12 protein-coding genes are annotated in these 13,855 nt (G+C 71.2%); 6 read left to right on the forward strand and 6 right to left on the reverse strand.

Annotation, left to right across the window (positions count from 1 at the left end; translation table 11 throughout):
* The first annotated feature begins 31 nt into the window (after positions 1–31).
* Together FZ988_RS13010 and FZ988_RS13015 are read left to right on the forward strand one after the other, a co-directional pair.
* A complete protein-coding gene (locus tag FZ988_RS13010) occupies positions 32–703 on the forward strand; it encodes an ANTAR domain-containing response regulator (RefSeq protein ID WP_149204454.1) in 672 nt (223 codons plus the stop codon).
* Positions 704–933: 230 nt separating this feature from the next.
* Complete coding sequence (locus FZ988_RS13015; RefSeq protein ID WP_149204455.1) at positions 934–2,202, forward strand: ABC transporter substrate-binding protein; 1,269 nt, start codon at positions 934–936, stop codon at positions 2,200–2,202.
* A gap of 147 nt (positions 2,203–2,349) precedes the next feature.
* Here the strand turns inward: FZ988_RS13015 and FZ988_RS13020 are convergent, their stop codons facing one another.
* Genes FZ988_RS13020 through FZ988_RS13035 form a run of 4 tightly spaced genes read right to left on the reverse strand, consistent with a single transcriptional unit; the run spans position 2,350 to position 6,479 of the window.
* Positions 2,350–3,162 (reverse strand): ABC transporter ATP-binding protein, encoded by an 813-nt coding sequence (locus FZ988_RS13020; RefSeq protein WP_149204456.1) that lies wholly within the window; start codon positions 3,160–3,162, stop codon positions 2,350–2,352.
* Entirely contained in the window at positions 3,159–4,112 is a 954-nt protein-coding gene (locus FZ988_RS13025; protein ID WP_149204457.1) for an ABC transporter ATP-binding protein, read from the reverse strand. Before FZ988_RS13025 ends, FZ988_RS13020 begins: the two co-directional genes overlap by 4 nt.
* Positions 4,102–5,088, reverse strand: coding sequence for a branched-chain amino acid ABC transporter permease (locus FZ988_RS13030; RefSeq protein WP_149204458.1), 987 nt, complete (start codon positions 5,086–5,088; stop codon positions 4,102–4,104). The genes FZ988_RS13025 and FZ988_RS13030 overlap by 11 nt, the downstream gene beginning before the upstream one ends.
* A gap of 11 nt (positions 5,089–5,099) precedes the next feature.
* Positions 5,100–6,479 (reverse strand): branched-chain amino acid ABC transporter permease, encoded by a 1,380-nt coding sequence (locus tag FZ988_RS13035; RefSeq protein WP_246169485.1) that lies wholly within the window; start codon positions 6,477–6,479, stop codon positions 5,100–5,102.
* 412 nt (positions 6,480–6,891) lie between these two features.
* Between FZ988_RS13035 and FZ988_RS13040 the strand changes: the two genes are divergently transcribed.
* The gene (locus FZ988_RS13040; protein ID WP_149204460.1) at positions 6,892–7,611 is read left to right on the forward strand and encodes a GNAT family N-acetyltransferase; all 720 of its coding nucleotides are present in this window, start codon (positions 6,892–6,894) and stop codon (positions 7,609–7,611) included.
* Here the strand turns inward: FZ988_RS13040 and FZ988_RS13045 are convergent.
* Complete coding sequence (locus FZ988_RS13045; protein ID WP_149204461.1) at positions 7,521–7,991, reverse strand: hotdog fold thioesterase; 471 nt, start codon at positions 7,989–7,991, stop codon at positions 7,521–7,523. The two genes, FZ988_RS13040 and FZ988_RS13045, sit on opposite strands and share 91 nt — an antisense overlap.
* Positions 7,992–8,009: 18 nt before the next feature.
* Between FZ988_RS13045 and polA the strand changes: the two genes are divergently transcribed.
* From polA to FZ988_RS13060, 3 genes are all read left to right on the forward strand, one after another.
* On the forward strand, positions 8,010–10,697 hold the full coding sequence (gene polA, locus FZ988_RS13050; protein ID WP_281287184.1) for a DNA polymerase I: 2,688 nt from the start codon (positions 8,010–8,012) through the stop codon (positions 10,695–10,697).
* Positions 10,698–10,923: 226 nt separating this feature from the next.
* Positions 10,924–11,259, forward strand: coding sequence for a DUF485 domain-containing protein (locus tag FZ988_RS13055; protein WP_149204462.1), 336 nt, complete (start codon positions 10,924–10,926; stop codon positions 11,257–11,259).
* Positions 11,256–12,902 carry a solute symporter family protein gene (locus FZ988_RS13060; protein ID WP_149204463.1) on the forward strand — a complete coding sequence of 549 codons (1,647 nt, stop codon included), beginning with the start codon at positions 11,256–11,258 and terminating at the stop codon, positions 12,900–12,902. The genes FZ988_RS13055 and FZ988_RS13060 overlap by 4 nt, the downstream gene beginning before the upstream one ends.
* Before the next feature lie 140 nt (positions 12,903–13,042).
* Here FZ988_RS13060 and FZ988_RS13065 read toward each other — a convergent pair whose 3' ends face one another.
* On the reverse strand, positions 13,043–13,849 hold the full coding sequence (locus tag FZ988_RS13065; protein WP_149204464.1) for a class I SAM-dependent methyltransferase: 807 nt from the start codon (positions 13,847–13,849) through the stop codon (positions 13,043–13,045).
* Positions 13,850–13,855: the final 6 nt, after the last annotated feature.

Consider the following 13,855-nt stretch of genomic DNA (forward strand, 5'->3'; position numbering starts at 1 on the left):
TCCGGCGACGTCGGGCACTAGGCTAGCGCCCGTGACGGAGAAGGACGTGCCTCAGACCCCCGACCTCGACCTGCCCCTCGGGGGCGTGGCGCCGCCCGAGCCTGCCCCCGCCGGCAACGGGCCGCGGCCCGCGCGCCGCGCCGTGGTCGCCGAGGACGAGGCGCTCATCCGGATGGATGTCGTCGAGACCCTCCGCGAGGCCGGCTTCGACGTCGTGGGTGAGGCCGGTGACGGCGAGGAGGCGATCCGTCTCGCGATGGAGCTGCGTCCGGACGTCGTGGTGATGGACGTCAAGATGCCCGTGATGGACGGCATCACGGCCGCCGAGCGCATCGGCAAGGAGCACGCGGCACCCGTCGTCCTGCTCACCGCGTTCTCGCAGACCGAGCTCGTCGAGCGCGCACGTGACGCCGGCGCGATGGCGTACGTGGTCAAGCCGTTCACGCCCGCGGACCTGCTCCCCGCCGTCGAGATCGCGATCTCGCGGTACAGCCAGATCACGGCGCTCGAGGCCGAGGTCGCGGACCTCGCTGACCGCTTCGAGACGCGCAAGCGCGTGGACCGGGCCAAGGGCCTCCTCATGACGAAGATGGGCCTGACGGAGCCGGAGTCGTTCCGCTGGATCCAGAAGACCTCGATGGATCGCCGCCTCACCATGCGTGAGGTTGCTGACGCCGTCATCGAGCAGGTCGGCGGGGCATAAGCACCGCGATCTTCGCTGGCGCCACGGATTCCGGGGCGCGCGCGGGGTGCGACGACGGGCCGTCGGGCCGATCAGGACTTTGGTCACAACTCGGCAACAGTCCGTTCTGATACAGCCCATGTCACACTCCGGACATACTTCCGGGGTACCTTCACGTGCACAGTCCCCCACCGGGCACCTGTGCGACCCCCGGTGCGGGAGAACCCAGTGCCCACCTGAGGGAGCCCCGCATGAAGAGTTCCACCCACGCGGTTCGTGCCGCAGCACTCGCCGGAGCCGTCGCCCTCGCCCTCGCCGCGTGCAGCGGCGGAGGTGACGCCGAGCCCGACGACGAGGGCGCAGGCGGCGGCGGCGAGAGTGACACCCCGCTGGTCATCGGCTCACTGCTTCCCCAGACCGGGTCCCTCGCGTTCCTCGGCCCGCCCGAGATCGCCGGTGTCGACCTCGCCATCGCCGAGATCAACGACGCCGGGGGCGTCCTCGGCCAGGACGTCGAGATCGTGCACACGGACTCCTCCGACGCGGACAACGCCGAGGTCGCGACCCAGTCCGTGACGGACCTGATGAGCCAGAAGGCCCAGGTCGTCATCGGTGCCGCGTCGTCCTCGGTCACGCTCAACGTCGTCGACGACATCACGGGGGCCGAGGTCGTGCAGATCTCGCCGGCCAACACGTCCACCAAGCTCAGCGGCTACTCCGACTTCTACTTCCGCACCGCCCCGTCGGACGTGCTGCAGGGCCGCGCGCTCGGTGACCTCGTCGCCGCGGACGGCTACTCCAACGTCGCGTTCCTCGTCTTCAACGACGACTACGGCATCACGCTGCGCGACCAGGCCAAGGAGGCGTTCGAGGCGGCCGGCGGCACCGTGACCTACGGCAACCCGGGCGAGGAGTTCGACCCCGCGTCGGACGACGTCATCGCCTCCGCCGTGACGGCCGCCGTGGCCACCAACCCCGACGCGATCGTCATCATCGCGTTCGACCAGACGAAGCTCATCGTGCCCGCGCTCGCCACCGCCGGGTTCGACACCTCGAAGCTCTACTTCGTCGACGGCAACCTCGCGGACTACAGCGCGGACTTCGAGCCCGGCACCCTCGAGGGATCGAAGGGCACGCTGCCCGGCGCCAACGCCGAGGGTGAGTTCCGGGACCGCCTGCTCGAGATCGACTCCGGTCTGACGGACTTCGCCTACGCGGCCGAGTCGTACGACGCCGTCGTCCTCGCGGCCCTCGCGGCCGTCAAGGGCGGCGCGACCGACGGCGCCACGATCCAGGCGAACCTCGCCGCGGTCTCGGGCGCCGACGGCGGGACGGAGTGCACCGGCTTCGCCGAGTGCGTCGAGCTCCTCGACAGCGGTGAGGACATCGACTACGCCGCCGTCTCGGGTGCCGGCCCGTTCAACGAGGACAACGACCCGTCGTCGGCCCTCATCGGCATCTACCAGTACGGCCCGGAGAACACGTACACCTGGGTCAGCGAGGTTCCCGGGGAGCTCTGACCCGGACCGCGCGTCCCGCGCACACGCACGAGAGCCCGGCCAGGACGTCCTGGCCGGGCTCTCGTGCGCTGTGCGGTCGTCAGTCGTCAGCCGTCAGCCGTCAGCTGTCAGCTGTCAGCCGTCAGCCGGGTCACCCGGGTCAGCCGGTCAGGCCGTCGGCGGCGGCTGGGAGGCGCTCTTCTCAGCCTCCTGGTCTGCCGCGAGGGTGCCCAGGTACAGCTCGATGACCTTGGGGTCGTTCATGAGTTCGCGGCCCTTGGCGGTGTACGCGTTCTTGCCCTGGTCGAGCACGTAGCCGCGGTCGCAGATCTGCAGGCAGCGGCGGGCGTTCTGCTCGACCATGATGATCGACACGCCCGTCTTGTTGATCTTGCGGGTCCGGATGAAGGTCTCGTCCTGGCGCACCGGTGACAACCCCGCCGACGGCTCGTCGAGCAGCAGCACCGACGGGTTCATCATCAGGGCGCGCGCCATCGCGACCATCTGCCGTTCCCCGCCGGACAGCGATCCGGCGCGCTGCTTGCGCCGGTCGCCGAGCGTGGGGAACAGGTCGACGACGGCGTCGAACCGCTCGCCGAACGTGCGGGGTGCCTGGAAGCTGCCCATCTGCAGGTTCTCCTCGATGGTCAGCGAGGGGAACACGTTGTTGTTCTGGGGCACGAATCCGACGCCGCGGTGCACGAGCGTGTCGGCGCGCTTGTTCGTGATGTCCTCGCCGCCCAGCGTGACGGTCCCGGACCGCACGGTCACGAGCCCGAAGAGCGCCTTGAGCAGGGTCGACTTGCCGGCGCCGTTCGGTCCGATGATCCCGATGAGCTCGCCGGGGTACACGTCCAGGTCGCAGCCGTTGAGGATGTTCACACCCGGCAGGTAGCCGGCGACGAGGTCGCTCGCGCGCAGGAGCGGTTCGCCGCGCGGTGCGTCGCTCGCGGCCTGAGGGCGGTCGGTCGCGGTGCTCATCGGTCTCCCTCGTCGGTCTGGGGGCCCTCGGCCTGGCCGTGGGAGCGGGCTTCGGCCTCCGCCTCGGCCTCCGCCTCGAGCTGCTCGGCGACCTCGTCGCTCAAGAGTGAGTCGTCCCCGAGGTCGGTGTCGTGGTGGGCGCCCAGGTACGCGTCGACGACCGCCGGGTTCGCCATGACGCCGCCCGGTGGGCCTTCCGCCACGAGCCGGCCCTCGGCCATCACGGCGACCCAGTCGGAGATGTGGCGGACCATGTGCATGTCGTGCTCGACGAACAGCACCGTGGTCCCGCCGTCGCGCAGGCCCTGGATGTGCCCCAGGAGCGACTGCGTCAGCGCCGGGTTCACGCCCGCCATCGGCTCGTCGAGCATGACCATCGTCGGGTCGCTCATGAGCGCGCGCGCCATCTCGAGGAGCTTGCGCTGGCCGCCGGAGAGGCTCCCCGCGAAGTCGTCCTTCTTCTCCAGGAGCTTGAAGCGCTCGAGGAGCTCCTCGGCCTTGGCCGTGATCTCGCGCTCCCTGGGCTTCCACAGCGGCGGCACGAGCGCCTGGAGGAGCCGTTCGCCGGGCTGGTCCGACGCGCCGAGCCGCATGTTCTCCATCACGGTCATGCGGCTCAGGGCCTTGGTGAGCTGGAACGTGCGGACCATGCCCGCGCGCGAGACCTTGGCGGCGGGCACGCCGGCGAGCTGTCGCCCCTCGAAGGTCCACCGGCCGGAGTTGGGCTGGTCGAAGCCCGTGAGCAGGTTGAAGAGCGTCGTCTTGCCCGCGCCGTTCGGGCCGATGAGCGCGGTGATCGCACCGCGCTGGACCTCCAGGTGGCCGACGTCCACGGCGGTCATCCCGCCGAACCGCCGGGTCACGTCGTCGGCCACGAGGATCGGGTCGGGCTTGGCCGCGCCGGGCTCCTGGGACACGCCGGCGAGGGTGCTCGTCGTCTCAGCGGACATTGATCGCCAGCTCCTTCTTGTCGCCGAGGATGCCCTGTGGTCGGAAGATCACGAGGAGCATCAGCGTCACGCCCACGACGATCCAGCCGAACTGCTCGATCTGCTCCGCCCGCATCACCGTCGACGGGATGAGCTCGCGGCCCACCGTCTTGATGAGCATGAGCGCCGCCCAGAAGAGCATCGAGCCGAGCACGGGGCCGAAGACGGTCGCGGCGCCGCCGAGCAGCAGGATCGTCCACACCCAGAACGTCATGGGCCGGCCCATCGAGTCCGGTTGGACGGCGCGGGGCATCACGTACACGACGCCCGCGAGGGAACCGATGACGCCGCCGAGGACGAGCGCCTGCATCTTGTAGCCGTAGACGTTCTTGCCGAGCGAGCGCACGGCGTCCTCGTCCTCACGGATGCCCTTGAGCACCCGTCCCCAGGGGCTGTTGAGGAGCCGCCAGATGAGCAGGCACGCGAGCAGCACCAGGGCCCACCCGACGATGCGCACCCACCAGCTGTTCGACGCGTTGTTGGCGTACGTGAAGGGCCCGATCGTCGAGGTGCCGTCGTCGAACGGCGAGAGCTCCTGGAACGTCTCCTTGTAGCTGTCGCCACGCAGGCCCGACGACGCCCCGGTGAGGTTCGTGAGCGCCGTCGAGCGCCCGACGATGCGGACGATCTCGGCTGCGGCGATCGTCACGATCGCGAGGTAGTCGCCGCGGAGCTTGAGCGTCGGGATGCCCAGCACGAGGGCGAACACCACGGAGCACCCGATGGCGACGAGGACGGCTGCCCACAGGGGCCACCCGGCGATCGTGGAGATGGCGAAGCCGTAGGCGCCCAGGAGCATGAAGCCTGCTTGGCCGAAGTTCAGCAGGCCGGTGAGCCCGAAGTGCACGTTGAGGCCGATCGCCGCGAGGGCGTAGGCCGCGGTCGTCGGGGCGATGAGCTCGCCGGCGACGTTGCTGAGGATGCGGGTCCAGTCCATCGGAGCCTCCGTTAACCGATCCGCTCGGCGCGGCCGAGGATGCCTTGGGGACGCAGCAGCAGGACGAGGATGAGGATCACCAGGGCCCCCGCGTAGCGCATGTCCGACGGGATGACGAGGTTGGAGAGCTCGACGACGAGGCCGATGACGATGGACCCGGCGAGCGCGCCGAACGCCGTGCCCAGGCCGCCCAGGGTGACGGCGGCGAACATGAGGAGCAGGAGGGTCGAGCCCATGTTCCACGCCGTGGCGTTGAGGTAGAGGCCCATGGTCACGCCTCCCAACCCTGCGAGCCCCGCGCCCACCGTCCACACGAGCCGGATGATCCGGTCAACGGTGATGCCCGACGCCGCGGCGAGCGCCGGGTTGTCGGAGACGGCTCGCGTCGCGCGCCCGATCCGCGTCGCCAGGAGGAAGTAGGACACGGCCCCGAGCACGACGACGGCGATCCCCACCGAGATCAACGACTGCTGCGTGATGTAGACGGGCCCGATGTTCACGGCCTGCGGGTTCGACCTCACGATGCGCAGGGAGCTCCCACCGAGGAAGAACTGGTAGACGTACTGCAGCGTGATCGCCAGGCCGATGGTGACGATCAGCTGCTGGGTCATGCCGACCCGACGCTTGCGGAGCGGGTGCCAGATCACGGCGTCCTGGAGCCAGCCCGACGCGGCTGCGAGGACGACGGCGATCGCGCCTGACAGGAGCAGCGGCAGGCCGACGACCTGGGTGAACAGGTACGCGAGGATGCCGCCGAGCGTCACCTGCTCACCGTGCGCGAAGTTGCTCAGCCCCGTCGTGCCGAAGATGAGCGACAGGCCGACCGAGGCGAGCGCGAGGAGCGTGCCGAAGACCAGCCCGGCGACCGTCTGCTGCGCGACGCGGTCCCAGTTGATGCCCCCGCCCCTCGCGCCGGGGGAGGGGGAGTCGAGGCCCGGCTCACCGCTCGCCTCGGGTGCGGGCGTCGTGCTCTCGCCGCCCGAGGGTGGGTCGTCGGTGTCGCCCCCGCCCGTGCTCGGTGCACCGAGCGGGAAGAGGGCCCCGGCGCTCTGACCGAGCGTGACCTCGACCGTGCGCGGGTTCTGGGCGGGGTCGCGCAGCGTCTCGCCGGCCGGGAGCGTCGCCGCGTCGAGCGTGACGGTGTACGTGCCGGCGCTCGTGACCGCGGCGGACCACCTGCCGTCGGGGCCCGTGGTCGCGTCGACTGTCTCATCGACACCGGCGACCTGGAGGGCGACGCCGACGGCGGGCTCGCCCGCGGCCGTCCTGATCGTCCCGCCGATGCACGCGGACTCGGGCGTCGGGGCGCACGCCTCGGTCGCCGCGGCGAGCGGGAGTCCCGAAGCGGCGGTGGCGGACGTCGGCACCAGGACGGCGAGCAGGGCGAGCACCGCGAGCGCGAGGGGAGCCAGGAGCGCCCTGAGCCGACGGCGGGCGTGTTGCCCGCGGGCGGCCGGCGCAGCGGACCTCCGGCGTCGGGACATTCGTCTCTGCGGGGTCGCTGCAGGTCGCACCTGGGGCCCTCCGTCCGGTCTAGCGCTCACGCGCAGCTCGTCCACCGTGCCTCGTTGCACGGTCGCCCGGTGTGCTCAGACGCGGCCGGGTGACGGCGACGATAGGCACCCCATGTGTCGCGCGGGTTTCGCGACACGCACACCTTGGCAGCAAACGGGCGCGGTGCCCAACCGGGCGGAACCCGGACTTTCGCTGCGCCCCGCGGGCCGTTATGTTTTCGTCATCGAACCCGGTCCATCCCCCCAGCTCCCCGTGACCGGAGTCCTGCGCAGAAGGAGGCTCGTCGACGTGCGTCCTGGCATCGAGGTCCGACCGGCAGAACCCGCCGACCTGGACGACCTGGTGGCGCTGTGCCTCACGGCCCGCGCGGAGTCCTCGGTCGGCCCGCAGGTGTGCACGGCGGACGGCTCGACGCTCGCGCACCAGATCGGCGCACTCGCGGCGGCACCCGGCGGAAGCGTCCTGGTCGCGACCGCGGACGGCGCCACCGTCGGCCTCCTGCTCGGGCGGCTGCTGGGACCCAGCCCGTTCACGGACGAGGTGAGCCTCGCCGTCGAGGCCCTCTACGTGGTCCCGGGCCATCGGCGTCGCGGCGTGGGGCACGCGCTGATGACCGGTGCAGCGGACCTCGCTGCCGCGGCACACGCCGCGCACGTCTACGCCGCACCGATCCCCGGGGCGCGCGGCATGCAGCGGTTCTTCGTCCAGCTCGGGTTCGCACCCGCTGCGGCTCACCGCGTCACGAGCACCTCGGCCCTCCAGCGCAGGCTCGCGGTGGACGGCGGTGCGGCTCGTCGGCCCGCGCCACGTGGCCTCGAGGACCTGATCGCACGGCGCCGCCAGTCCCGCGACTCCTCGGGGCTCGACCGCCTCGTGGGTGCGCCGGTGGCGCTCACGGTCGAGACGCCCAAGGCGGATCAGATCGGTCGGCGCTCGTCGATCACGAGGCACGTGAGGCGCGCGGTGCAGATGCGCCTCGACGTCGAGTCCTCGACGACGATCTCGTAGCTCGCGGTCGTCGAGCCGCGGTGCAGAGGCACCGCGGTCCCGGTCACGACGCCCTCGCGCACGCCACGGTGGTGCGTGGCGCCGACCTCGATGCCGACGGCCTGACGCCCAGGTCCGGCGTGCAGCATCGCGGCGAAGGACCCGAGCGTCTCGGCGAGCACGACGGACGCACCGCCGTGGAGGAGGCCGTACGGCTGCGTGTTGCCAGCCACGGGCATCGTCCCGACGACCCGCTCCACGGACGCCTCGACGACCTCGATCCCCATGCGTTCCATGAGGGTGCCTGCGAGCGAACGGCGGATCTCCTCGAGGGCGGGGTCCGACGTGGCGGTCGTGGGGGAGGCGTCCGCGGGCGGCCCGCCGTGATCGGTGTCGGTCATGGCCGATAGGTTGGCACCGTGAGCGACCAGGCGCGAAACCGACCCCTCCTCCTGCTCGTCGACGGGCACTCGATGGCGTACCGGGCGTTCTTCGCCCTGCCCGTCGAGAACTTCTCGACGACCACGGGCGAGCCGACGAACGCGGTGTACGGCTTCACGGCGATGCTCGCCAACCTCCTGCGCGACGAGGGCCCCACGCACGTCGCGGTCGCCTTCGACGCCGGGCGCACCACGTTCCGCACCGAGCAGTACCCCGAGTACAAGGGCACGCGCGACGCGACGCCGTCGGAGTTCAAGGGTCAGGTCCCGCTCATCAAGGAGATCCTCGAGAGCCTGCGGATCCAGACGCTCCAGAAGGAGCAGTTCGAGGCGGACGACATCATCGCGACGCTCACCACCGATGCGGTCGCGCAGGGCATGGACGTCCTCGTGTGCACCGGCGACCGCGACGCGCTCCAGCTCGTCCGTCCCGAGGTGACGGTGCTCTACCCGCGCAAGGGCGTCTCCGACCTCGTGCGCTTCACGCCCGGCGCCGTCGAGGAGAAGTACGGGGTCGCGCCGGTGCGCTACCCCGACCTCGCCGCGCTCGTGGGGGAGACGAGCGACAACCTGCCGGGCGTGCCCGGTGTCGGGCCCAAGACCGCCGCGAAGTGGATCACGACGTACGGCGGCCTCGACGGGGTGCTGGCAGCGGCCCCGCAGATCGCGGGCAAGGCAGGGGAGAGCCTGCGGGCGAACCTGGACCAGGTGCGGCTCAACCGCCTCCTGAACGCTGCGGTGACCGACGTCGACCTGCCCCTCGGCGTCGGTGACCTCGGGGTCCAGCCCTGGGACCGGGAGGCCATGCACCGGGTCTTCGACGCCCTCCAGTTCCGCACGCTGCGTGAGCGCCTCTTCGCGATGGTCCCCGAGGACGCGCCCGAGACGACGGCCTTCGATCTCGACGTCGCGACGCCGCCGCCCGGTGCGCTCGCCGCATGGTTCGCGGAGCGGGCGGGTCGCACGCTCGCGGTGGACGTCGAGGGGCGCAGCGTGCCCGCTGGCGGCGATGCCTGGGTCCTCGCGGTCGCGGACGGCGCCACGACGGCGATCGGCCTGGACCTCGCGGACATCGACCCGCTCGACGAGGCGGCCCTCGCCGCGTGGCTCGCGGACACCGCGCAGCCGAAGGCCGTGCACGGTGCGAAGGCGGCATGGCACGCGCTGGACGGGCGTGGGCTGCGGCTCGAGGGCGTCGTTTTCGACACCCTGCTCGCGTCCTACCTCTGCTTCCCCGACCAGCGGTCGTACGAGCTGGGCGACCTCACCGTGCGGCACCTGCACCGCGAGCTGCGCACCGAGGCCGGTGCCGCGGGCGCAGGTCAGGGCGCGCTCGAGCTCGACCTCGACGGCGGCTCCGAGGTACGGCGGGCGGGCGTCCGCGCCGCGGCGGTCGCGGAGCTCACCGACGTGCTCGGCGCCGAGCTCGTGGACCGGGGCTCGCGACGCCTGCTCGACGACGTCGAGCTCCCTCTCGTCGGGGTCCTCGCCGCCATGGAGCGCACGGGGATCGCCGCCGACGTCGGCTACCTCACCGAGCTCGAGCGCGAGTTCGCGGCGGCCGTGGAGGACGCGGCCGCGGAGGCCTTCGCCGTCATCGGCCGCGAGGTCAACCTCGGGTCGCCCAAGCAGCTCCAGGAGGTGCTGTTCGACCAGCTGGGCATGCCCAAGACCAAGAAGATCAAGACCGGCTACACGACCGATGCGGCCTCGCTGACCGACCTGTTCGAGCGCACGGAGCACCCGTTCCTCGCACACCTCCTGGCCCACCGCGACGCCTCGCGCCTACGGCAGACCGTGGAGGGGCTCCTGCGTTCCGTGGGTGCGGACGGACGGATCCACACGACGTTCCAGCAGACGATCGCCGCCACGGGCCGCCTGTCGTCCACCGACCCGAACCTGCAGAACATCCCGATCCGCACCGAGGCGGGTCGGCAGATCCGCCGCGCGTTCGTCGTCGGGGACGGCTTCGAGACGCTGCTCACGGCCGACTACAGCCAGATCGAGATGCGCATCATGGCGCACCTGTCAGGCGACGAGGGCCTCATCGCGGCCTTCCGTTCTGGGGAGGACCTGCACAGCTTCGTGGGGTCGCGCGTGTTCGGCGTGCCTACGGACGAGGTGACGTCCCAGATGCGCTCGAAGATCAAGGCGATGTCCTACGGGCTCGCGTACGGGCTGTCCTCCTTCGGCCTCTCCAAGCAGCTCTCGATCGCCGTGAGCGAGGCCGCCACTCTCATGGAGGACTACTTCGCGCGGTTCGGTGGCGTGCGGGACTACCTCGCGGGCGTCGTCGACGAGGCCCGACGCACGGGCTACACGGCGACCATCCTCGGGCGGCGGCGGTACCTGCCCGACCTGACGAGCGACAACCGTCAGCGCCGGGAGATGGCCGAGCGCATGGCACTCAACGCGCCGATCCAGGGCAGCGCGGCGGACCTCATCAAGGTCGCGATGCTGGGGGTCGACGCGCGGCTGCGCGCAGAGGGTCTCACCTCCCGCATGCTCCTGCAGGTGCACGACGAGCTGGTGCTCGAGGTCGCGCCCGGGGAGCGCGATGAGGTCGAGCGGATCGTCCGCGAGGAGATGGGCTCCGCGGCCCCGCTGTCCGTGCCTCTCGACGTCTCCGTCGGCACAGGTGCGAGCTGGCACGAGGCCGCCCACTGACGCGCCCGCCAGACGCCTGACCCCCTCGCGCGTCGTACGCCCGGGGGTATAGGCGAATGTCCATCATGTGGACATGCGCTTGGTGGTGCAGCGCCCCAGGTCCCGGCGGTGACGAGGGGTGTCCTTATCGCGCGATCCGTCGTGATGTCTGGCCGTACCGGGTGATGTGGGCCACACTTTCACCCGCGGTGGCAGCGTGGCCACCCGGACAGAAGACGGAGGCAGTATGTCTGAGGTCATCGACCCGCCAGAGACCGACTACCAACGAGTCCAGCGGTCGCAGGAGTTCCAGGACCTGCGGTCCCGCTTTCGCCGCTTCGTCTTCCCGATGACGGGGCTCTTCTTCGCCTGGTACCTGATCTACGTGCTGCTCGCGGCCTACGCCCACGACTTCATGAGCACCCGCGTCACCGGCAACATCACTGTCGGCCTGCTCTTCGGGCTCGGCCAGTTCGTCTCGACGTTCGCGATCACGATGATCTACGCAGCGTGGGCCAACCGACGTCAGGACGCCGTCGCCGACAAGCTGCGACGCCACATCGAGCTGGGTGAGGTGCGATGAGCGTGCAGACCGCCGCGGCACCCACGACGCAGATCGGCGAGCCCGCGGTCAACATCGCGATCTTCGCCGCGTTCGTCCTCGTGACGCTCGTCATCGTGTTCCGGGCCTCCCGCAACAACCGCACCGCCGCGGACTACTACGCGGCGGGCCGGTCCTTCACCGGGCCCCAGAACGGCACGGCCATCGCGGGGGACTACCTGTCGGCCGCCAGCTTCCTCGGGATCACCGGTGCGATCGCCGTGAACGGGTACGACGGGTTCCTGTACTCGATCGGCTTCCTCGTCGCGTGGCTGGTCGCCCTGCTGCTCGTGGCCGAGCTGCTGCGCAACACCGGCAAGTTCACGATGGCGGACGTCCTGTCGTTCCGCCTCAAGCAGCGCCCGGTGCGCATGGCCGCTGCCCTCGCGACGCTCGCGGTCGTGTTCTTCTACCTGCTGGCGCAGATGGCCGGAGCGGGCGGGCTCGTCGCCCTCCTGCTCGGCATCGAGGGCGTCGCCGGGCAGAGCATCGTCATCGCGGTGGTCGGCGCGCTCATGATCCTCTACGTGCTCATCGGCGGCATGAAGGGCACCACCTGGGTCCAGATCATCAAGGCCGTCCTCCTCATCGCGGGCGCGGCCGTCATGACGGCGTGGGTCTTGACCCTCTACGGCTTCAACCTGTCCGACCTGCTCCAGGGCGCTGTCGACATGGGCGGCGACGGGGGCGCGGCGCTGATCGAGCCGGGCAAGCAGTACGGCATCTCCGCACTGACCCGGCTCGACTTCCTGTCGCTCGCGCTCGCTCTCGTCCTGGGCACCGCCGGCCTGCCGCACGTGCTCATGCGGTTCTACACCGTGCCCACGGCCAAGGAGGCCCGTCGTTCGGTCGTGTGGGCGATCTGGCTCATCGGCGTCTTCTACCTGTTCACGCTCGTGCTCGGCTACGGCGCCGGCGCGCTCGTCGGGCCGGACGTGATCAAGGCCGCACCAGGGGGCGTGAACTCGGCGGCGCCTCTGCTCGCCTTCGAGCTCGGCGGGCCGCTGCTGCTCGGGTTCATCTCCGCGGTCGCGTTCGCGACGATCCTCGCCGTCGTCGCGGGGCTCACGATCACCGCCGCGGCGTCCTTCGCGCACGACATCTACGCGTCCGTCATCAAGCACGGCGAGGTGAACCCGGACGGAGAGGTCAGGGTCGCGCGGATCACCGTCCTCGCGATCGGGATCCTGGCCATAGCGGGCGGCATCTTCGCCAACGGGCAGAACATCGCGTTCCTCGTGGCGCTGGCCTTCGCCGTCGCCGCGAGCGCGAACCTCCCGACGATCCTGTACTCGCTGTTCTGGAAGCGGTTCAACACCTCAGGCGCGCTGTGGAGCATGTACGGCGGGCTGATCTCCTGCGTCGTGCTCATCGCGTTCTCGCCCGTCGTCTCGGGCAAGGTCGACCCGGTGACCGGTGCGAGCCTGTCGATGATCAAGGACACGTCCATCGACTTCGCCTTCATCCCGCTCTCCAACCCCGGGATCATCTCGATCCCGCTCGCGTTCCTGCTCGGCATCGTCGGGACGCTGCTCGGCAAGGAGGAGGCGAACCCCGAGAAGTTCGCCGAGATGGAGGTCCGCTCGCTGACCGGTGCGGGGTCGGAGAAGGCCGTGGTGCACTGACCGGTCCGGCCTGTGCACGGGCAGGGGGCCGGGCGGGGCGTGCCGCGTGTGCGGCGCGTCCCGCCCGGATCGGCGTGGGCGTGGGCGGAGCAGCGCGCGGCCGCACCGGACGTGAGGTGTCAGCCGGTGGGCGTCGGGCGTCAGGCGAGGCGGCAGACGAAGATCGCCGTGCCGGGCAGGAGAGCGCCGCGCACGGGCCCCCACCCTCCCCAAGTGCGTTCGTGGCCCGCCGGCCACTCGGGCTCGACGAGCCGCTCGAGCCGGAACCCGGCCCTGGCGAGCTCCCCGACGTGATCGCCCAGCGTCCGGTGGTACTCGGCGTAGGCGACACGGCCGGTGTGGTCGGACTCGACGTAGGGCCTCCGGTCGAAGTACGAGCGGATCGCTGTGAGGCCGCGCTCCGACGGGTCGTCCGGGAACGCCCAGCGGATCGGGTGCGTCACCGCGAAGACCCACCGGCCGTCGGTGCGCAGCACCCGCGCGACCTCACGGTGCACCGCCTCGGCGTCGGGCACGAAGGGGATCGCACCGAACGCCGTGAAGGCGACGTCGAACGTGTCGTCCCCGAACGGCAGGGCGCGCGCGTCGGCGACCACCGCGGGCGTGCGCACGCCGGTCGCCGCATCCAGCCGCCGTCCCTCGTCGAGCATCCCGGCCGAGACGTCGGTCGCCACCGCCTGAGCACCGTGCCGGCGGAGCCACCGGGTGCACTGGGCCGCACCCGCGCCGACCTCGAGGACGCGTCGTCCGGCGACGGGGCCGAGGAGTCCTGCGTCCGCCTCGCGCAGGCCTTCGGGGCACCAGCAGAAGTCGGCGGGGCCGAGGAACTCCCCGTGCTCGGCCAGGTACTCGGCGGCGTTCCGGTCCCACCACCCGCGGGCGGCGCTGCCGCCGGCGGCGTCGGGCACGGGCCAGAATCCGGTCACGTCGGGCGGGATCGCGCTCATGGCTGT

It is taken from the genome of Actinotalea subterranea (genome assembly GCF_008364845.1).
GTDB lineage: Bacteria > Actinomycetota > Actinomycetes > Actinomycetales > Cellulomonadaceae > Actinotalea > Actinotalea subterranea.

Coding starts and splice junctions, on each gene's coding strand:
- FZ988_RS13015 (WP_149204455.1), top strand. CDS start 934: ATGAAGAGTTCCACCCACGCGGTTCGTGCCGCAGCACTCGCCGGAGCC.
- FZ988_RS13020 (WP_149204456.1), bottom strand. CDS start 3,162: ATGAGCACCGCGACCGACCGCCCTCAGGCCGCGAGCGACGCACCGCGC.
- FZ988_RS13025 (WP_149204457.1), bottom strand. CDS start 4,112: ATGTCCGCTGAGACGACGAGCACCCTCGCCGGCGTGTCCCAGGAGCCC.
- FZ988_RS13030 (WP_149204458.1), bottom strand. CDS start 5,088: ATGGACTGGACCCGCATCCTCAGCAACGTCGCCGGCGAGCTCATCGCC.
- FZ988_RS13045 (WP_149204461.1), bottom strand. CDS start 7,991: ATGACCGACACCGATCACGGCGGGCCGCCCGCGGACGCCTCCCCCACG.
- FZ988_RS13055 (WP_149204462.1), top strand. CDS start 10,924: ATGTCTGAGGTCATCGACCCGCCAGAGACCGACTACCAACGAGTCCAG.
- FZ988_RS13060 (WP_149204463.1), top strand. CDS start 11,256: ATGAGCGTGCAGACCGCCGCGGCACCCACGACGCAGATCGGCGAGCCC.
- FZ988_RS13065 (WP_149204464.1), bottom strand. CDS start 13,849: ATGAGCGCGATCCCGCCCGACGTGACCGGATTCTGGCCCGTGCCCGAC.